The 18917-nt window shown below is 76.8% G+C and carries 16 protein-coding genes and 1 pseudogene; 9 read left to right on the forward strand and 8 right to left on the reverse strand.

Going from position 1 to position 18917, the window contains the following annotated elements; genetic code table 11:
* Positions 1 to 296, forward strand: a pseudogene (locus tag ACYQBY_RS03605) (C4-dicarboxylate transporter DctA); the annotation flags it as partial.
* A gap of 118 nt (positions 297 to 414) precedes the next feature.
* On the forward strand, positions 415 to 1230 hold the full coding sequence (locus ACYQBY_RS03610) for an HpcH/HpaI aldolase/citrate lyase family protein (protein ID WP_459643102.1): 816 nt from the start codon (positions 415 to 417) through the stop codon (positions 1228 to 1230).
* 65 nt (positions 1231 to 1295) lie between these two features.
* On the opposite strand, the gene nicT is transcribed toward ACYQBY_RS03610, so the two are convergent.
* The 3 genes from nicT to xylA all read right to left on the reverse strand — a co-directional run bounded on the left by nicT (position 1296) and on the right by xylA (position 5330).
* Complete coding sequence (nicT, locus tag ACYQBY_RS03615) at positions 1296 to 2441, reverse strand: Nickel transporter NicT (RefSeq protein ID WP_459642468.1); 1146 nt, start codon at positions 2439 to 2441, stop codon at positions 1296 to 1298.
* 247 nt (positions 2442 to 2688) lie between these two features.
* Positions 2689 to 4101, reverse strand: coding sequence for a xylulokinase (locus tag ACYQBY_RS03620; protein WP_459642469.1), 1413 nt, complete (start codon positions 4099 to 4101; stop codon positions 2689 to 2691).
* A 41-nt stretch (positions 4102 to 4142) separates the two neighbouring features.
* The gene (xylA, locus tag ACYQBY_RS03625; RefSeq protein ID WP_459642470.1) at positions 4143 to 5330 is read right to left on the reverse strand and encodes a xylose isomerase; all 1188 of its coding nucleotides are present in this window, start codon (positions 5328 to 5330) and stop codon (positions 4143 to 4145) included.
* 85 nt (positions 5331 to 5415) lie between these two features.
* Here xylA and ACYQBY_RS03630 point away from each other — a divergent pair, with 85 nt between their 5' ends.
* Positions 5416 to 6666 carry an ROK family protein gene (locus tag ACYQBY_RS03630; protein WP_459642471.1) on the forward strand — a complete coding sequence of 417 codons (1251 nt, stop codon included), beginning with the start codon at positions 5416 to 5418 and terminating at the stop codon, positions 6664 to 6666.
* Between the two features lie 157 nt (positions 6667 to 6823).
* Positions 6824 to 8905: a PQQ-dependent sugar dehydrogenase gene (locus ACYQBY_RS03635; RefSeq protein ID WP_459642472.1), complete on the forward strand. Its 2082-nt coding sequence runs from the start codon at positions 6824 to 6826 to the stop codon at positions 8903 to 8905.
* A 44-nt stretch (positions 8906 to 8949) separates the two neighbouring features.
* Here the strand turns inward: ACYQBY_RS03635 and ACYQBY_RS03640 are convergent, their stop codons facing one another.
* Together ACYQBY_RS03640 and ACYQBY_RS03645 are read right to left on the reverse strand one after the other, a co-directional pair.
* Positions 8950 to 9852: an alpha/beta hydrolase gene (locus tag ACYQBY_RS03640; protein WP_459642473.1), complete on the reverse strand. Its 903-nt coding sequence runs from the start codon at positions 9850 to 9852 to the stop codon at positions 8950 to 8952.
* A gap of 5 nt (positions 9853 to 9857) precedes the next feature.
* A complete protein-coding gene (locus tag ACYQBY_RS03645) occupies positions 9858 to 10244 on the reverse strand; it encodes a DUF2200 domain-containing protein (protein ID WP_459642474.1) in 387 nt (128 codons plus the stop codon).
* 137 nt (positions 10245 to 10381) lie between these two features.
* On the opposite strand from ACYQBY_RS03645, the gene ACYQBY_RS03650 reads away from it, so the two are divergent.
* On the forward strand, positions 10382 to 11233 hold the full coding sequence (locus ACYQBY_RS03650; RefSeq protein ID WP_459643103.1) for a phosphotransferase enzyme family protein: 852 nt from the start codon (positions 10382 to 10384) through the stop codon (positions 11231 to 11233).
* A gap of 38 nt (positions 11234 to 11271) precedes the next feature.
* Here the strand turns inward: ACYQBY_RS03650 and ACYQBY_RS03655 are convergent, their stop codons facing one another.
* Both ACYQBY_RS03655 and ACYQBY_RS03660 read right to left on the reverse strand, forming a co-directional pair.
* Positions 11272 to 11910: a cysteine hydrolase family protein gene (locus tag ACYQBY_RS03655; protein ID WP_459642475.1), complete on the reverse strand. Its 639-nt coding sequence runs from the start codon at positions 11908 to 11910 to the stop codon at positions 11272 to 11274.
* 67 nt (positions 11911 to 11977) lie between these two features.
* Positions 11978 to 12838: an aldo/keto reductase gene (locus ACYQBY_RS03660; RefSeq protein WP_459642476.1), complete on the reverse strand. Its 861-nt coding sequence runs from the start codon at positions 12836 to 12838 to the stop codon at positions 11978 to 11980.
* A 75-nt stretch (positions 12839 to 12913) separates the two neighbouring features.
* Between ACYQBY_RS03660 and ACYQBY_RS03665 the strand changes: the two genes are divergently transcribed.
* Positions 12914 to 13342, forward strand: a complete 429-nt coding sequence (locus ACYQBY_RS03665) for a DUF1772 domain-containing protein (RefSeq protein WP_459642477.1) — start codon at positions 12914 to 12916, stop codon at positions 13340 to 13342.
* A gap of 3 nt (positions 13343 to 13345) precedes the next feature.
* Here ACYQBY_RS03665 and ACYQBY_RS03670 read toward each other — a convergent pair whose 3' ends face one another.
* Positions 13346 to 14470, reverse strand: a complete 1125-nt coding sequence (locus tag ACYQBY_RS03670; protein ID WP_459642478.1) for an oxygenase MpaB family protein — start codon at positions 14468 to 14470, stop codon at positions 13346 to 13348.
* A gap of 247 nt (positions 14471 to 14717) precedes the next feature.
* Between ACYQBY_RS03670 and ACYQBY_RS03675 the strand changes: the two genes are divergently transcribed.
* From ACYQBY_RS03675 to ACYQBY_RS03685, 3 genes are read left to right on the forward strand one after another with little or no spacing between them, the layout of a single operon-like run.
* A complete protein-coding gene (locus ACYQBY_RS03675) occupies positions 14718 to 15368 on the forward strand; it encodes a hypothetical protein (RefSeq protein WP_459642479.1) in 651 nt (216 codons plus the stop codon).
* Between the two features lie 48 nt (positions 15369 to 15416).
* Complete coding sequence (secD, locus tag ACYQBY_RS03680; RefSeq protein ID WP_459642480.1) at positions 15417 to 17786, forward strand: protein translocase subunit SecD; 2370 nt, start codon at positions 15417 to 15419, stop codon at positions 17784 to 17786.
* On the forward strand, positions 17783 to 18886 hold the full coding sequence (locus tag ACYQBY_RS03685) for a calcium:cation antiporter (protein WP_459642481.1): 1104 nt from the start codon (positions 17783 to 17785) through the stop codon (positions 18884 to 18886). The genes secD and ACYQBY_RS03685 overlap by 4 nt, the downstream gene beginning before the upstream one ends.
* Positions 18887 to 18917: the final 31 nt, after the last annotated feature.

Raw genomic sequence — 18917 nt, forward strand, 5'->3', positions numbered from 1 at the left:
CCGGGGGCCTGTCCAGCCACCGCCCGGACCTGCTGGACGGGGTCGGGCTCATCGTGGGCATCGACCGCTTCATGTCCGAGGCCCGCGCCGTCACCAACTTCACCGGCAACGCCGTGGCCACCCTCGTCATCGGCGCCTGGACGGGCCAGGTCGACGCCGGCCGCACCCGCCGCGTCCTGGCCGGGGAACTGCCCTTCGACGAGTCCACGATGAGCACCGACGCCCACGGCGCCCACGCCGGCGACGACGGGAGCGGTGCGCAGAGCCCGGCACCCGCGCGCGTCCCCGCGCACTGACCACCGCACACCGACGTCCCCGGAGGAACCGACCGTGACCTGGACCGCCCCGAACCCCCCGACGATCCCGGCCACCCGGCCGCTCGACGGCACCGCCGCGCGGCTCCCCGCAGCGGGGGTGGCCCCCCGCTACGGGCGCACGTGGCTGCTGGTGCCCGCCACGCAGCCGCAGCGTTTCGGCCCGGCGCTCTCCTCGCGCGCCGACCACGTCGTCCTGGACCTGGAGGACGCCGTCGACCCCCGGCGCAAGGCGGGGGCGCGCGAGGACGTCCTGGCGTGGTTCTCCGGCGGCGGGCGGGCGTGGGTGCGGATCAACGACCGCGGCACGCCGTACTGGGCGGACGACGTGGAGGCGCTGCGCGGGGTTCCCGGCCTGGCCGGGGTGGTGCTGGCGAAGACGGAGTCGGCGGGGCACGTCGAGGACACCGCCGCGGTGCTCGGGACCGGGACACCGGTCGTCGCCCTCGTGGAGTCCGCGCTCGGGATCGAGGAGGCGCGCGCCATCGCCTGCGCCCGCGGCACCTTCCGCCTCGCGTTCGGCTCCGGCGACTACCGCCGGGACACCGGCGCGAGCGCCGACGACCTCGCGATGGCCTACCCGCGCTCGCGCCTCGTCACCGCCAGCAGGATCGGCGGCCTGCCCGGCCCGGTCGACGGCCCCACCGTCGGCGGTGGCATGCCGGAGCTGCGCGAGCAGACCGCCGTGGCCGTCTCCCTCGGCATGACCGGCAAGCTCTGCCTCGACCCCGCCCACGCCCCCGTCGTGAACGAGGCGATGAGCCCGACCGGCACGGACGTGGCGTGGGCGCTGGACGTCCTCGCCGAGTTCGAGGCCTCGGGCGGGCTGGTGCGCGACGGCAGCGACCTGCCCCGCATCGGCCGCGCCCGCCGCATCCGGGAGCTCGCCGAGGCCCTCGGCGTCGAACCCGTCTGAGGGACCCGGCTCCGCCCCGGCGGGTGCACCCGCCGGGGCGGGGCAGTTCCCGGGAGGGGCCGCGCCTACTCCGCGACGGTCGCGGCCCCACCGCCCCCCGTGCCGCCCGACCACCGCTCCTCGACGCGGCCGAACCGCCACACCGCCAGGGCCGCGGCCCAGATGAGGACGAAGAGCCCGACGACACCGAACCCGACGAAGGTGAGGTCCAGGGACGCCACCCACGACAGCGGCCCGGTCCCGAGGGCGAGGCGCTCGGTGAGGAGCCCGAGGAGGACCACGACCCCGACGGCCAGGGCGACGACGACGGACAGGACGGTCACGGTGAGGCTGTAGAAGACCTTCCGGACCGGGTTCAGGAAGGCCCACCCGTAGGCCCTGGACATGAACACGCCGTCCGCGGCGTCGAACAGGCTCATGCCCGCGGCGAAGAGGACGGGCAGGACGAGGATGGCGTACCAGGGCAGGACGAAGGCCGCGGAGCCGGCGGCGAGCACGAGCAGCGCGACCTGCGTGGCGGTGTCGAAACCCAGGCCCATGAGCAGGCCGACGGGGTAGAGGTGCCACGCCCGGCTGACGCGCCTGGTCGCGCGCCGGAGCAGCCGGGCCAGGAACCCGCGGTTGTCGAGGTGCTGCTCCAGCTGGGCCTCGTCGTACTCACCGCTGCGCATCCGGCGGAAGACCCTCGCGATGCCGAAGACCGCGGCCAGGTTGGTGAGCCCGATGAGCACCAGGAAGGTGCCGGCGACGAACGTGCCGATCGTGCCGAGGAGCCGGCCGACCTCGGAGCCCTCGTCCTGCACGACCGCCGCGACCGAGCGGACCCCGATCGCGAGGAGCAGGCCGGCGGCGAAGACGACCGAGGAGTGGCCGAGGGAGAACCAGAAGCCGGCGCTGACCGACGGCTTGCCCTCGCCGACGAGCTTGCGCGTGGTGTTGTCGATGGAGGCGATGTGGTCGGCGTCGAAGGCGTGCCGCACGCCGAGCATGTAGGCGGTCAGGCCGACCCCGGCCCCCAGGACGCCCGTGCTCCCCAGCGAGTACTCGTGCGGTGCCACGACGAGGAGCAGCACCCCCCAGCCGAGGACGTGCAGGAGGAGGACGAAACCGGCCATCCCGGCGATCGAGCGCCGCTCGCGGGCGGTGAACGCCGTCCGGAACCCTCCCCCGGGAGGTCGTGCGGCGGCTCCTGACGATGTGTCGCAGACCATGGGTCCCCAGGGGTTCTCGTGGTGGTCCGGCCGGTCGGCGGCCGCGACGGGCCCGCGGACCGCCCCGGCCGGTGGCTTCGTTGTTGCAACCTAGTTGCAGCAAGGAAGGCCGGGCAACACACCACCCCCGGGGCCGCGACCCCGGCCCCGCGGCCCGACGCGACGGCCCCCCGCCGCCCGGTGTCCCGGGTGGTGGGGGGCCGTCTCACGGGGGCCGTCTCACGGGGGCCGTCTCACGCGGGCCGTCTCACGCGGGCCGGTCGAGCACCCTCTCGCGCGCCTCGGCGTACCGGCCGCGCACCGCCGGGGTGGCCGCGGCCTCGTACGTCTGCGCGCCGGCGGCCGACCACGCCGGCGGGGTGTCCCCACCGGAGAGCACCCACGCCGCCTGCCGGGCCGCGCCGTCCGCGACGTACTCACCCGGCGCGGGCACCACCACGGGCCGCCCGAGCACCGCCGGGGCGATGCGGCGCACGGCCTCGGAGCGGGCGCCGCCGCCGACGAGCAGGACGCGCCCGACGACCGCGCCGTGCGCCACGAGCGCGTCGATGCCGTCCACCAGGCCGCACAGCAGCCCCTCCACCGCCGCGCGCGCCAGGTGCGCGGGGGTGGCGTTGCCCAGGCGCAGCCCGTGCACGGCGCCGGTGGCGTCGGGCCGGTCCGGGGTGCGCTCGCCCTCCAGGTAGGGCACGAGGACGAGCCCGTCCGCGCCCGCCGGGGCCGACAGCGCCAGCCGGGAGAGCTCCGCGTGGTCCACCCCGAGCATCGCGGCCGCCGCGTCCAGCACCCGCGCGGCGTTCAGGGTGCAGACCAGCGGCAGGAACCGCCCGGTGGCGTCGGCGAAACCCGCCACGGTGCCCGAGGCGTCCTCCGCGGGGACGTCGGCCACGGCGCACGCCACGCCGGAGGTGCCGATGGAGACGACGACGTCACCGGGCCCGGCGCTCACCCCGAGCGTGGCGGCGGCGTTGTCCCCGGCCCCCGGGCCCAGCAGGGCGCCCGAGGGCGTGCTGCCGCCCGCCTCCGCCGGGCCCAGCACCCGCGGCAGCAGGGCCGGGTGGCCGAGCGCGAGCTCCAGCAGGTCCAGCCGGTAGCCGCCGGTGCGCGGGCACCAGTAGCCGGTGCCGCTGGCGTCGCTGCGGTCGGTGGTCAGCGCGTCCAGGTCCCGCGAGCCGGACAGCCGCCAGGTCAGCCAGTCGTGGGGGAGGGCCACCGCCGCCGTCCGCTTGGCGTGCAGCGGCTCGTGCTGCGCGAGCCAGCGCAGCTTCGTCACCGTGAACGAGGCCACCGGCACCGAGCCGACCGCCTCCGCCCACGCCCGCCGTCCGGCCTCGCCGCCGCCGAGGTCGGCGACGAGGTCGGCGGCGGCCCCGGCGGAGCGGGTGTCGTTCCACAGCAGGGCGGGGCGCACGACCTCCCCGTCCTCGTCGAGGCAGACCATGCCGTGCTGCTGGCCGCCGACGGCCACGGCCGCCACGTCGTCCAGCCCGCCGGCCGCGGCCACGGCGGCGTCGAGGGCCTCCTCCCACGCGGAGGGGTGCACCTCGGTGCCGTCGGGGTGCGACGCCCTGCCCTCGCGGACGAGGGCGCCGGACCCCGCGTCCCGGACGACGACCTTGCAGGACTGCGTCGAGGAGTCGACGCCCGCGACGAGCGGCATGGTCCGGACCTCCTTGTGCTGCGGTGGGCGGGGGCGGAGGGTCAGCGTGCGCCGGTGAGGTGCTGCACGACGAGCTGGTTGAGGCGGGTGTAGGGGTAGCCGCGGCGCGCCTCGCCCTCCACGTCGTAGTCCTCGAAGGCGCTGCGGTCGGCGAGCAGGTCCTGCCAGGTCTCGCCCTCGGACAGGGTGGGCTGCTTCAGCTGCGGGGCGCGCACGGCCTCCAGGGCCGCCTGCACCTCGGGGTCGGCGCGGAAGGCCGCGGCGCGCTCCTTGAGGAGCAGGTAGGTCTCCATGCAGGCCTTCGCGGAGTCCCACACGCCGTCGAGGTCCTCCACGCGCAGCGGCTTGTAGTCGAAGTGGCGCGGGCCGGTGTAGGCCTGGCCGCCGTCGGGGCCGCCGTTCTCCAGCAGGTCCACGAGCGCGAAGGCGTTGAGCAGGTCCCCGTGCCCGAAGACGAGGTCCTGGTCGAAGCGGGGGCCGTGCTGGCCGTTGAGGTCGATGTGGAACAGCTTGCCCTGCCAGATGGCCTGCGCGATGCCGTGGGCGAAGTCGAGGCCGGCCATCTGCTCGTGGCCGGTCTCGGGGTTGAGGCCCACGATGTCCTCGTTCTCCAGGGTGGAGATGAAGCCGAGGGCGTGCCCGACGGTCGGCAGCAGGATGTTGCCGCGGGGCTCGTTCGGCTTGGGCTCCAGGGCCAGGCGCAGGCCGAGGTCCTTGTCCTTGGAGTACTGCGCGAGCAGGTCGACGCCCTCGCGGTAGCGCTCCAGCGCGGCCTGCACGTCCTTGCCGGCCTCGGTCTCGGAGCCCTCGCGCCCGCCCCACAGCACGTACGTCTCGGCGCCGAGCTCCGCGGCGAGGTCCATGTTGCGCAGGGTCTTGCGCAGCGCGTAGCGGCGCACGGCGCGGTCGTTGCTGGTGAGCGCGCCGTCCTTGAAGATCGGGTGGCTGAAGAGGTTCGTGGTGACCATCGGGACCTTCATCCCGGTGGTCTCCAGGCCCTTGGTGAACCGCTCGATGATGGAGTCGCGGGTGTGCTCGTCGCTGCCGAAGGGCACGAGGTCGTCGTCGTGGAACGTGATGCCGTAGGCGCCGAGCTCGGCGAGCTTCTCCAGCGCGACGACGGGGTCGAGCTCGTCGCGGGTGCCGTCGCCGAACATGTCACGGGCCTGCCACCCGATCGTCCAGAGGCCGAAGGTGAACTTGTCTGCGGGGGTGGGCTGCGCTGCCACGGGTTCCTCCAGGAACGGCGGGGTGGGCCGGACGGGTTTGTTTGGTGATTGAACTTAGGGGGGCGGTGTGGCACTGTCAAGCGCCATGACGTCCTCCTCCGCCGCTGCGGTGCAGCCCCACCGCGCCGCCCGGGCGGCGGGCACCCCGGCGCGGCAGGGGAGCCTGCGCGACGCCAACCTGGCCCTGGCGCTCGGCCTCATCGCCGCTGCGCCGGAGGCGATCTCGCGCGCCGGCATCGCCGCCGCGACGGGTGTCACCCGCGCCACGGCCTCCACCCTCGTCGACGCCCTCGTCGCCGCCGGGCTCGTCACCGAGGTCGGCACCCGCCCGCGCGCCGGGGGAGGGCGCCCCGCCACCGGGCTGCGGCTGTCCCCCGACGGGCCCGCCGGTCTCGGCCTGGAGGTCGGCGTCGACTACGCCGCCGCGTGCGTCGTGGACCTCACCGGCGCCGTGCGTCACCTGCGCGTCGTCGCCCACGACTGCCGCGGCGGGCCCCCCGAGCAGGTGCTGCGCGCGCTGGCGCGGCTGGGCGCACAGGCCCTGGCCGCCACGGAGCTGCCCGTGCACGCCGCCACCCTCGCCGTCCCCGGCCTGGTGCGCGCCCCCTCCGGTCCCGTGCAGCTCGCCCCGAACCTCGGCTGGCGCGACCTCGACGTCCTGGCCCTGCTCGGCCGCGAGCCGGCGCTGGCCGCCCTCGAGCTCAGCGTCGGCAACGAGGCGGACCTCGCGGCCCTGGCCGAGCTGGACACCTCGCCCACCGACAGCTTCGTCCACGTCTCCGGCGAGACCGGTGTCGGCGCGGGCATCGTCCTGGACGGGCGGATCTTCCGCGGCCGGCACGGCTGGAGCGGGGAGCTCGGGCACGTGCCCGTCGACCCCGACGGCCCGCCCTGCAACTGCGGCTCGCGCGGCTGCCTGGAGCAGTTCGCCGGGCAGGAGGCCATCCTGCACGCCGCGGGCGTCCCCGCGCCCGTCAGCACCGCCCTGGGCGGCTCGCCCACCAGCGCCCGCCTCGTGGAGCTCGCCCGGCGCGGGGAGCCGCGCGTCGTGGCCGCCCTGGCGCGGGCCGGGACGGCGCTGGGCACCAGCCTCGCCGGGGCGATGAACCTCCTCGACGTGGACACCGTCGTCCTCGGCGGGGTCTACCGCGACCTCGCGCCGTGGATCGCCCCGGAGGTGGAGCGCGAGGTGCGCGAGCGCGTCGTCGCCGCCCCCTGGGCGCCGCCCGTGGTGCGGGTCTCCCTGCTGGGTGCCGAGGCCGCGGTCGTCGGGGCTGCCACGTCCGTGGTGCGCGACATCGTCGCCGCGCCCGCGCGGTGGGTCCCCGCCTCCTGAGGACCACCGGGTCCCGGCTCGACCTGTGCCTCGGCGGCGCGCCGGGTTACCGTGGCGGAGGGTGGTGTCGCGGGAGCATCCGGTGACCGGATGCGCCGCGACCGCGCGCCCGTGAGCGGCGCCGAGGCCGCCACCCCTCCGGCACGGGGAGCCCCGCATGTCCGCGTCCACGAGAGCGAACCCGCGCCGGCCCGCCGGCCTCCTCCCCGCGGCGGGAACCGCCCTGGTGCTCGCGGGCGCCGTCCTGGTCGCCGGGCAGCTCCCCGCGGCCGCGGCCACCGGCACACCCGTCGTCGGGGTCGCCTCCGGGCGCTGCCTGGACGTGGCGCGTGGGAGCACCGCCCCCAGGGCCGCCGTGATCGTCTACCGCTGCCACGGGGGCGACAACCAGGCGTGGACCCTCACCACCGCCGGTGAGCTGCGCGTCCACCCCGCGCCGCTGTGCCTCGACGTCACCGGCGCCGCCACGACGTCCCCGGCGGCCGTGCAGACCTACCCCTGCCACGGCGGCGCGAACCAGCGCTGGCGGGTCGGCGCCGACGAGTCGATCCGGGGCGCCGGCTCCGGCCTCTGCCTCGACGTGGCCGGCGGCGGCACCGCCGACAGGACCCCGGTCCTCGTCGCCACCTGCACCGGGAGCGTGAGCCAGCGCTGGCGCCGGTTCCGCCCACCGGGGGACACCCGCCCACCCGGCGTGCCGGGCAACCCCCGCGTCGACGAGCTGACCTGCACCTCCGCGCGGTTCTCCTGGGACGCCGCGGGCGACGACGTGGGGATCTCGGCCTACGACGTCTACCACGACGGCCAGCAGATGACGTCCGTGCCCGGGACCGCGCTGTCCGTGCGGCTCACCCTCGTCCCGGGCGCGGTGTGGGGGCTGTACGTCAACGCGCGCGACCCCGCGGGCAACGTCTCCCAGGCCAGCCGGACCGTGCCGGTCACCGTTCCGCAGTGCGGCACCGACACCACCGCGCCGAGCGTGCCGACGGGGCTGGCCGCCACCGCCTCCGGGACGACGGTGACCCTCACGTGGGACGCCTCCCGCGACGACACCGGCGTGCGCGGCTACGACGTCCTGCGCGACGGCGTGCGGATCACCACCCTCACCGGTTCCCCGCCGCCGACCCGTTTCACCGACGCCGGGCTGGCGGCCGGCACCGCCTACTCGTACTCGGTGGCGGCGCGGGACGCGCGGGGCAACACCTCGGCCCCGGCCCTCGCGCGCACCGCCACCACGGGGGCCTCCTGCACCACCGCGGTGTGCGGCGTGCGCCAGGTCGCCCGCGACACCGACGTCCCCTGGGGGCTGGCCACCCTGCCCGACGGCACCGTCCTGCACACCAGGCGCGACGCCCACGACGTCGTCCGCCTCGACCCGGCGACCGGCGTGCGGACGAGCGTGGGCAGGGTGCCCGGCGTGGCGAGCACCGACGGGGAGGGCGGCCTCATGGGGCTGGCCGTCTCACCCGGGTTCGCGGAGGACCGCTGGGTGTACCTCCTGCACACCTCGCCCACCGACAACCGCATCGTCCGCGTGCGGCTCGTCGGGAACCGGCTGGACACGGCGAGCCTGCAGGTCCTCGTGCAGGGCATCCGGCGCAACAAATACCACAACGGGGGCCGGCTGCGGTTCGGCCCCGACGGCAAGCTCTACGCCGCCACCGGCGACGCCCAGAACGGCAGCTGGGCGCAGGACGTGAACGCCCTGGAGGGCAAGGTCCTGCGGCTGAACCCCGACGGCACGGTCCCCGCCGACAACCCCTTCGGAAACCTCGTGTGGAGCTACGGCCACCGCAACCCCCAGGGCCTGGCGTTCGACTCCCGGGGCAGGCTGTGGGAGCAGGAGTTCGGCAACTCCCGGATGGACGAGACGAACCTGATCACCCGGGGCGGGAACTACGGCTGGCCCGCCTGCGAGGGGACGGCCGGCACCTGCGGAACCCCGGGGTTCATCGCGCCGAGGCGGACGTACTCCACCGCGGACGGGTCGTGCTCGGGGATCGCCGTCGTCCGGGACGCGCTCTACATCGCCTGCGCCCGCGGCGCGCGCATGTTCCGCGCGGTCATCAGCGGCAACGACCTCGTGGACCTGCAGACGTGGTTCCCCGGCCGGTACGGCCGGCTGCGCACGGTGGAACCCGCACCCGGCGGCCTGTGGCTGACCACCACCAACACCGGCGACAAGGACAGCGTGCCCGACAACAGCGACGAGCGGGTCCTGCACGTCACCCTGGGCTGAGCGCGCCGGGTGCGAGCGGTCCGCCCGGCCACCCCGGACCCGGGTCAGAGGCGCCGGAGCCAGGCCCTGATGTCGTCCACCGCGGCCGCCGCCATGGACGTGGGGTGGCCGGTGAAGGCGTGCGGTGAGGCCGGGTAGACGCGCAGGTCGACGTCGACACCGGCCGCCGAGAGCCGCGCGGCCATCTGCACGTTGTCCTCGAGCAGGATGTCGTCGGCACCGACGACGAGGAGGACCGGCGGCAGGCCCGCGAGGTCGGCGTGGACCGGCGAGAGGTCGGGATGGCTCCGGTCCACGGCCGCTCCGGCGTAGGCCTCGAGGAAGTACTCCCCGGCGATCAGGCGCCCCGCCGGGGTCTGCCCGCTGAGGTCGTACGTCCCGAACTGCAGGACGGCGCCGCCGTAGCCCCCGGTGCCCCGGTCGCGCAACCTCAGCAGCGTGCTCGCCGCCAGGGTCGCCCCCGCCGAGAACCCGCCGAGCGAGAGCCTCGTCGCACCGAAGCGCCGCTCGGCGTTCTCGGCGAGCCACAGGGCCGCCACCTCGCAGTCGTCGGGCGCGGCGGGCCAGGGGTTCTCGGGGGCGAGCCGGTACCCGGGGCTGACCACCACGAGGCCGAGGGCGTCCGCGAGGGCCCGGTTGCGCACGTCGTCCCCGGCCGCCGAGCCCAGGAAGAACCCGCCGCCGTGGATCTCCAGGTGTGCGCCGGTGACCGCGTCCTGGGCCGGTGCGTGGATGCGCACCGGGACGTCGCGACCGCCGGCGCGGACCACCTCGACGACGGCCGGCGGCTGCGACGGCACGGGCGCGGGCGCCGCGGCCCTGGCGGCCCGGAGCTCCGCGAGGTCCCCCGGGCCGCGCCGCACCGCGCGCCGGGCGTAGAAGGCGCGCGACTCCGCGACGAGCCCCGCCAGGCGGAGACCGGGGGATCGCACCTGCGCGGGCCCCACGGCCCTCAGGCGCCCGGCGCGACCGGGGTGCTGAGCGCTCCGCCGCCGCGCAGGATCGACGACATCTTCTTCCCCCTGGCCAGCTCGTCGACGAGCTTGTCCATCCAGCGGATCCGCTGCATCAGCGGGTCCCCGATCTCCTCCACGCGGTGCCCGCAGATCACCCCGCGGATCTCCGGCGCGTGCGGGTTCATGCGGGGGGCCTCGGCGAAGAAGGTCTCCAGGTCGACGCCGTCCGCCACGACCCTCTCCAGCCCGGCCGCGTCGTAGCCCGTGAGCCAGCAGATGACCTCGTCCACCTCCTCCCTGGTGCGGTTCTTCTTCTCCGCCTTGGTGAGGTAGTGCGGGTAGATGCTGGCGAAGCTCGTGCCGAAGATCCGGTGTCGTGTCACGGTGGGGCTCCAGGACGTCGTTCGGCGGGGCGTCGACCCGCCCCCGGGGGGAGGCTAACGCGTACGCTGCGCCGGGCGTGTGGGATCGGGCCGGGGATCGGGCTGGGTATCGGACGGGGGATCGGGGGCGGCCGGTGGTGCTGGGTCCGGAGCTCCCGCGCGCGGTGGCCGCGGCGAGGGCGGTCTGCGCCCCGCTCGGCCTGGCGGTCGAGGACGCGATCGTCCTGCACGCCTCGAACAAGCTCACCCTGCGCCTCCTCCCGTGCGACGTGGTGGCCCGGGTGGTGCCCCGGTCGCCCGAGGCGCACCGGGTCGCGGTGTTCGAGCTCGAGGTGGCCCGGCGGCTCGCGGAGCGCGGGAGCCCGGTGGCGCGGCCCGAGCCCCGGGTCGCGCCGGTCGCCCACGAGCACGACGGTCTCGTGGTCACGCTGTGGACCGCCTACGACCCCGCACCGAACCACGCGATCGACCCGGCCGGCTACGCCGCGGCGCTGCGGCGGCTGCACGCCGGCATGCGCGGGCTCGACGTGCCGGCGCCCGACGTCGCGGAGCGCACCGGGCAGGCCGCGCGGCTGCTCGCCGACCGGGAGCGCACCCCGGCGCTCGGCGACGCGGACCGGGAGGTCCTGAGCAGCACGGTGCGCAACCTGGGCCGGGTGGTGGCCGGGTCCGGCGGGCGGCAGTTCCTGCACGGTGAGCCGCACCCGGGGAACCTGCTCGCCACGGGGGAGGAACTGCTGTTCGTCGACTTCGAGACGTGCTGCCACGGGCCCGTCGAGTTCGACCTCGCCCACGCGCCCGACGACGTCGCCGCGCACTACCCCGGTGCCGACCCGGTCCTGCTGCGCCGGTGCCGGATGCTCGTGCTGGCGATGATCTGCACGTGGCGCTGGGACCGGGAGGACCGGTTCCCGGACGGGCGCCGGCTGGGGGAGGAGTGGCTGGGCGAGCTGCGGGCGATGCGGGAGCGCCACGGCCCCGACGGCTGAGCGCGGCCCCGCGCCCGCCCTCCGGTGCGCCGCCCCGGTCAGCCGCCGAAGGCGGCCACCACGTCCGCGGCGGAACCCCGGTAGGACGCGAACGTGTAGTCCAGGGCCTCCAGCGAGCGCTGCGCGGCCGCCTCGTCCACCACGCCGCAGGCGTCCTCCACGACGACGGGCAGGAACCCCAGGTCCGCGGCGTGCCGGGCCGTCGGCTCGATGCCGATCTCCAGCACCGCGCCCACCAGCACCACCGTGGTCACGCCCCGGTCGCGCAGCACCGCCTCCAGCGGGGTTCCCACGAACGCGGACATCCCCAGCTTGTCGAGCACCGGCTCCCCGCCCACCGGCGCCAGTTCCGCCACGAGCTGGGTGTGCGGGGCGTCCGGCGGGAAGACCGCGCGCACGTCGGCGGCCCGCTCGGTGCGCTGCCAGGCCATCGCCGTCCGCAGCCCCGCCACCCCCAGGTGCGACGGGGGCAGCGACACGTGCCGCACGTAGAGGACCGGCACCTGCGCGGCGCGGGCTGCGGCCAGGACCGCGCAGATGCGTTCCGTCAGCGCCTCGCGCTCCCGCACGTGGGCGAGGATGCCGGCCTGCGCGTCGTACACGAGGACCGCGCTCGTCGCGGGCCGGCACATCTCGGCGAGGTTCTCGGGCACCGCCAGCCCGTGGGCGTGCTGCACGCCGGCCAGCATGTCAGCCGGGTGCCGCCACGACCAGAGCCGCCGGTGAACTCCTGCGCCGGTGGTCTCAGCCCTGCGAGAGCTGCGCGACCTCCTCCGCGCTGAGCCGCAGCTCCGCCGCGCGGGCGGAGTCGGTGATGCTCTGCGGGCGCGAGGACCCGGGGATGGGGACGACCACGGGGGCCAGCGACAGCTCCCAGGCGAGGGCGACCTGCTGGACGCTGACGCCGTGGGCGTCGGCGACCTGCTGGAACGCGGCGTGCCGGCTGCCGAGCTCGGCGGCGTTGCTGATCCCGCCGAGCGGGCTCCACGGCAGGAAGGCGATGCCGAGCCGGGCGCAGTGCTCCAGCTCGCCGAGGCTGGAGCGGAACGCGGGGGAGAACTGGTTCTGCACGGAGACCAGGCGCCCGCCGAGGACCTCGTTCGCCTCGTCGATCTGCGCGACGTCGGCGTTGGAGATGCCGGCCAGCTCGATGACGCCCTCGTCGAGCAGTTCGCGCAGCGCGCCGACCGACTCCGCGTAGGGAACCTCCGGGTCCGGGCGGTGGAACTGGTACAGGCCGATCGCCTCCACCCCCAGGCGCTTCGCCGAGGCGCGGGCGGCCTCCTTGAGGTGCTCGGGGCGCCCGTTCTTCGTCCACGACCCGTCGCCGGGGCGCAGGTGGCCGCCCTTGGTGGCGACGAGCACCTGCGAGGCGTCCCCGCCCCAGCTGCGCAGGGCGCGCGCGACGAGCTCCTCGTTGTGGCCGACCTCGTCGGCGTGCTGGTGGTAGGCGTCGGCGGTGTCGATCAGCGTGACCCCGGCCTCCAGCGCCGCGTGGATCGTGGCGATGGACCTGTCCTCGTCGGGCCTGCCCTCGATGGACATGGGCATCGCGCCCAGTCCGATGGCCGAGACCGTGCGGTTGCCGATGCTGCGCTGCTCCATGGGAGCCGAGGGTAGGAACCCCTCGGGCCGACGGCCACCGGAGGAGTTCCGGAACACCGGCGGCACACTGGCGGCGTGGATGCCGTCCTGCTCGCACACCTGGCCGCCGCCTGCGCCTACGCGGGTTTCCAGTGGACGGTGCGGGTGGTGGTGTACCCGCAGCTCGGGGACGCCGGGCGCGCCGAGCCCTCCGGGTTCCCGGCGCTCTCCGCGGGGCACCGGCGGCGCGTCACCGGGCTGGTGGGGCCGCTGTTCGCGGCGCTGGTGGCCGCCACGGCCCTCCTCGTCGCCGCGGCGCCCGGCTCCGCCCTCGCGTGGGCGTGCGCGGGGGCCACCGCGGTCGTGCTCGGCGTCACCGCCGTCGGGGCCGTGCCGCAGCACCGGGTGCTCGCCGCGCGCTGGGACGCCGTCGCCCACCGCCGCCTGCTGGCCTGGGACGGGGTGCGCGTCGCCGCCGCGAGCGCCCAGGTGGCCGGCGCCGTGCTCCTCGCCGCCCGGGGGTAGCGGTCAGACCCGCACGCGAGGGTCCGCCGGAGCCGGGACGCGGGGGCGTGCGGCCCTGCCGCGCGGGGGTGGCGGCTGCCCGCCGGAGCGCACGAACTCCTCGCCGGCGGCGATGTTGCGGTCCACCGCCGCCCGCCACGCGACCGGGTCGCGCCGGCGCCACGCCCGGTGGGTGCGCAGGACCACCGCGACCAGCGGCACCAGCCGGTGCGCCCCGCCGGCGCGGGGGATGCCGAGGGCGTCGGAGACCTCCCGCCCGTGCATGGCGCGCGCCACCACCTGCACGGCGAGCAGGGATGCCCGGGGCGGCAGGCGCGTCATGTCGCCCAGGCCGGTGGCGACGGCCGTCAGCCCGGCCAGGGTGAGGCGCCGGGAGTCCTCCGACGGCGGCGGGTACAGGGCGACGACCCGCGCCTCCAGGTCCTCCGCGCTGCGGCGGTCCACCGCCTGCGCGAGCAGGTCGGGGTCCGCGCCCAGCAGCTCCCCGAGCAGGCGCCAGTACCGCAGCAGCGCGACGTGCTCCGCCTCGGTGAGACCCAGGCCGAGGCGCGCCGCGCAGCGCGGGGCGACGAGCGTGAAGTCCAGCCAGGTGCGGACCACGTCGAGCTGGGAGACCTCCAGGCGCCCGGGCGCGGAGGCCTGCCGCCGCACGACGGCGTGGGCGAGGCGGACGTGGCCGGTGGCGACGTAGCCGGGGCGGCCGGGGCGCAGCCAGCCCGGGACCGAGGCGGCGTTGAGCCAGCCGGCGGTGTCGAGCAGGCGCCGGTAGGTGTCGTCGAGGAGCCGGCCCGTCCCCACCAGCACGGCGGCCGCTCCGGGCGGGCGGTAGGAGTTCACGAGCGCCCCGGCGCCCACGTCGAAGGCGTGCGCGGCGATCGGGACCGTGTGGGCGGCGCGCGCGTCCTCCAGCACGACGCTGTCGGGTGCGCCGGCGGCGGCGCGCTCCATCTGCTCCACCAGCGCGCGCACCGCGGCCGAGGTGACGGCGGGCGCGTCGCTCCCCGCGGTCAGCGCGGCGGCGAACTGCCGGCGCACCGAGCGGTCCGCGAGGACCTCGGCCGCCACGGCGTCGGCGAGCGGGTCGCCCTCGGTCGAGGCGCGCAGCAGGGCGGGGTCGGGGGCGCTCACCACCGCAGTGTGCGGCGGCGCGGGCGGGAGCGCGCGGGCGGGCGGGCGCCCCCGGGGCGGCTGTTAGCGTGGTTCCCGGGTACCGGCGGTGCCCGCCCCGACCGATCCGGCCCTGGGAGCGACCGTGCCCGCGCGCCCCGCACGCGACACCGTGGCCCCCGCTGCGCTCCGCGCGGCCGTGGTTCCCGCTGCGCTCCGCGCGGCCGTGGCGCCCGGGCTGCCGGTGCGGCGCACGTGGCGTCCGCGGGTGCTGCTCACCGCCCTCTCCGTCGTGCCGGCGCTGGCGGCCCTGCTGCTCGCCGTCCTCGCCGGTGTCCCCTCCGGTTCCGCCGCCGCGGCGGGGCAGGGGGCGCTGTTCGTGCACACCGCACCGCAGGCGGCCGTGGCGGGGACCGACCCCCGCCGCGCCGGGTCCCCGGCACGGCCACCCGTCGAGCGCACCGAGCGCTCCGCCGCGCGGCAGGTCCACGCCGTCCGCCGGGACCGGGCGGCGGCGCTCGCGCGGGTGTGCGCGGCCCTGGCGCGCGCCGTCTGCTCCGCCGCGTCGAGCGGTGCCCTCGACGCGCGCGCCCGCTCCGCGGTGCGGTCCGGGGCCGCGCAGGACGAGGACCCCGCCCCGGCCGCTGCCGCGCTCACCTCCGCGCCCGCCGCCGCGGGCGACGACGGCTCCGGCGGTACCCCCGCGGCCGGCACCGCCGCCGGGGACGGCCCCACCGGGCACTGCGCCCTCCCGCGGTGGTGGAGCGCGCCGGCGCCCGTCCTGCGCGCCCACGGCTCGCGCCCCGTCCACCTCGCCGCGCCCTCCGGCGTGCCCGCGCCGCCGGCGGCGTGCGCCGCTCCCCGTGCTCCTCCCGTGGCGGCTGCTCCCTCACCGACGCAGCCCACCCGCACCGCCTGACGCCTCCGCGCGCTCCGGTGGTGCACACCCCACCGGAGGAGAACCCCGATGTTCCGCGCACCCCTGCTGCGGGCCCTGCTCGCGGCGGCAGTCCTGGCAGCCGCCCTGTTCTACGCCGTCACCACACCGGCCCGCCTCGGCCTCGACCTGCGCGGCGGCACGCAGATCGTGCTGGAGACCCGCTCCACCGACCGGGTCACCGCCGACGCCGAGACCACCGACCGGACGCTGGAGGTGCTGCGCGGGCGCGTCGACGCCCTCGGCGTCGCCGAGCCGACCCTGACCCGCGCCGGGGAGCGGCGCATCGTCGTCGAGCTGCCCGGGCTGCAGGACCCCCGGGAGGCCGCGGAGGTCATCGGCCGCACCGCCCAGCTCACCTTCCACCCCGTCACCGGCGCCCCCGACCCCGCCGCCCCGGCACCCACCGGGGAACCGGCCGGGGACGTGCCGCTGGAGGAGCGGGAGGACCTGCGCGACGAGGACGGGCGGCCCCTGGAGGTCGGCCCGGCCGCGATGACGGGCGAGGAGGTCACCGACGCCGCGGCGCTCATCGACACCGAGGGCGTCGGCGCCTGGTACGTCTCGCTGGAGTTCCGCAACGGCGGCCGCGCCTGGGAGGAGCTGACCGGTCAGGCCGCCTGCGCGCCGCCGGGGGACCCGGCCCGGCGGGTGGCGATCGCGCTGGACGGGCAGGTCATCACCTCGCCCCAGGTGGACGAGTCCCTGCCGTGCGGGGCGGGCATCGCCGGGGGCAGCACCCGCATCACCGGGCAGTTCACCCCCGAGGAGGCCCAGGACCTCGCCGCCCTCGTCAAGGGCGGCGCGCTGCCCGTGCCGGTGGAGGTGATCGAGCAGCGCACCGTCGGGCCCACGCTGGGCGCCGACGCCATCGACGCCTCCCTGCGGGCCGGGATCATCGGCCTGCTGCTCACCGGCGCCTTCATCACCGTCGTCTACCGCCTCGCCGGCTTCCTCGCGACCCTCGCGCTGGCCTGCTACGCGCTCATCTCCTACGCGGTGCTCGTCGCCCTGGGCGCCACCCTCACCCTGCCCGGGCTGGCCGGTTTCGTCCTCGCGGTCGGCATGGCGATCGACGCCAACGTCCTCGTGTTCGAGCGGGCCCGGGAACGCCACGCCTCGATGCCGCCCGCCTCCCGGGGCTCGCGGACGGCGCTGCCCGCGGCGCTGGCCACGGGTTTCTCCCGCGCGTGGAGCGCGATCCTCGACAGCAACGTCACCACCCTCATCGCGGCGGGGCTGCTGTTCCTCCTGGCCTCCGGCCCGGTCCGCGGTTTCGGGGTGACCCTGAGCATCGGGGTGCTGGCCTCGATGTTCTCCGCCCTGGTGATCGCCCGGGTGTTCACGGAGTGGGCGCTGCGGCGGCGGTCCGTGGCCCGGCACCCCGGCGTGAGCGGCATCTCGGGGATCGGCCGGCTGCGCACGTGGCTGGAGGCGGCCCGGCCGCAGCTCATGCGCCGCAGCCGCACCTGGCTCGCCCTCTCCGCCGCCGTCGTGGTCCTGGCCGGGACGGGCATCGCGGTGCGGGGGCTGAACCTGGGCGTGGAGTTCACCGGCGGCCGGCTCCTGCAGTACTCCACCAGCACCCCGCTCGGCGTGGAGGAGGCCCGCGCGGCCGTGGCCGCGGCCGGGGTGGAGGACGCGGTGGTGCAGACCTCCGGCGGTGCGGGGGGCGCCGAGGACATCAGCGTGCGCACCCCGCCGCTGAGCAACGAGGAGGCCTTCGCCGTCGAGGAGGCGCTGCGCGGGATCGGGGGGGAGGTCACCAAGGAGCGCGACGAGCTGATCGGGCCGAGCCTGGGCGCGGAGCTGAGCCGCAACGCCCTCATCGCCCTCGGGGTGGCGCTGGCGGCGCAGATGCTCTACCTGGCGGTCCGCTTCCGCTGGACGATGGGCCTGGCCGCGGTGCTGGCCATGTTCCACGACGTCCTCGCCGTCGTCGGTGTCTTCGCCTGGCTGGGCAAGCCCGTCGACGGGGTGTTCCTCGCCGCCGCGCTGACCGTCGTCGGCCTGTCCGTCAACGACACCGTCGTCGTCTTCGACCGCGTCCGCGAGCTGCGCCGGGCCCGTCCCGGCGACACCTGGCGCGACGTCGTGGACGACGCGGTCCTGCAGACCGTGCCGCGCACCGTGAACACCGGCCTCGGGTCCATGTTCGTCCTCGCCGCCCTGCTGGTCCTCGGCGGGGACACCCTCGCCGACTTCGCCCTGGCCCTGCTGCTGGGGCTGGTCGTGGGCACCTTCTCCTCCGTCTTCACCGCCTCGCCCCTGGCCATCGCCCTCGAGCAGCGCTGGCCCCGCCGGCACACCGCCGCGGGCGCGGGGACCGGCAGCGGTGACCCGGCCGACCCGTACGCCTTCGTCGACGCGTCCCCGCGCGGCGGGGAGGACCGGCCGTGACGGCGGAGGACCTCCGCCGGGTCGCGGGGAGCTGGACGGGCGTCGTGCCGCCGCTCGCCGTCGTGACCCTGGCCGCCGCCTGGGGGCGGGACCTGGGCACCGCGGCCGTGGTGCTCGTGGGCGTGGTGCTGGCCGCCGCGGTGCTCGCCGCGGTGCACCACGCGGAGGTGGTGGCCCACCGGGTCGGGGAACCCTTCGGGTCCCTGGTCCTCGCCGTCGCGGTCACCGTCATCGAGGTGGCCCTCATCGTGACGCTGATGGTCTCCGGCGGCCCGGGGACCGCCTCCCTCGCCCGGGACACCGTCTTCGCCGCCGTGATGATCACCTGCAACGGGATCCTGGGCCTGTCGCTGCTGGTGGCGGCGCGCCGGCACGGCATGGCGGTGTTCAACGCCGAGGGCACCGGTGCGGCGCTGGCCACCGTGGCGGCGCTGGCCACCCTGGCCCTGGTGCTGCCCACCTTCACCACCGCCCGCAGCGGCCCGGAGTTCTCCCCGGCCCAGCTGGCGTTCGCCGCGGCGGCGTCGCTGGCGCTGTACGCGATGTTCGTCGTGACGCAGACGGTGCGGCACCGCGACTTCTTCCTCCCCGTCCGCACCGCCGGCGCGGACGGGGAACCGGAGGAACACGCGCCCCCGCCGGGTTCCCGGGCCGCCTGGACGAGCCTGGCGCTGCTCGTGGTCGCCCTGGTGGCCGTCGTCGGCCTGGCGAAGGTGGAGTCCCCGGCGATCGAGGCGGGCGTCGGCCGGCTGGGTTTCCCGCACTCCTTCGTCGGGGTGGTGATCGCCCTGCTGGTGCTGCTGCCCGAGACGCTGGCCGCGGTGAACGCCGCGCGGCGCAACCGGACCCAGGTCAGCCTGAACCTGGCGCTGGGCTCGGCGATGGCCAGCATCGGGCTGACCATCCCGGCGATCGCGGTGGCCTCGGTGTGGCTGGAGGGGCCGCTGCTGCTGGGCCTGGGACCCACCCAGATCGTGCTGCTGGCGGTCACCGCCTTCGTGGGCGCCCTCACCGTCGTGCCCGGCCGGGCGACCCGGCTGCACGGGGGGGTGCACCTGGTGCTGCTCGCCGCGTTCCTGTTCCTCGCCGCCAGCCCCTGACCCGCCCGCACCCCGGGGACCCGGCGCCCCG

This window comes from Kineococcus anabasis (assembly GCF_054590795.1).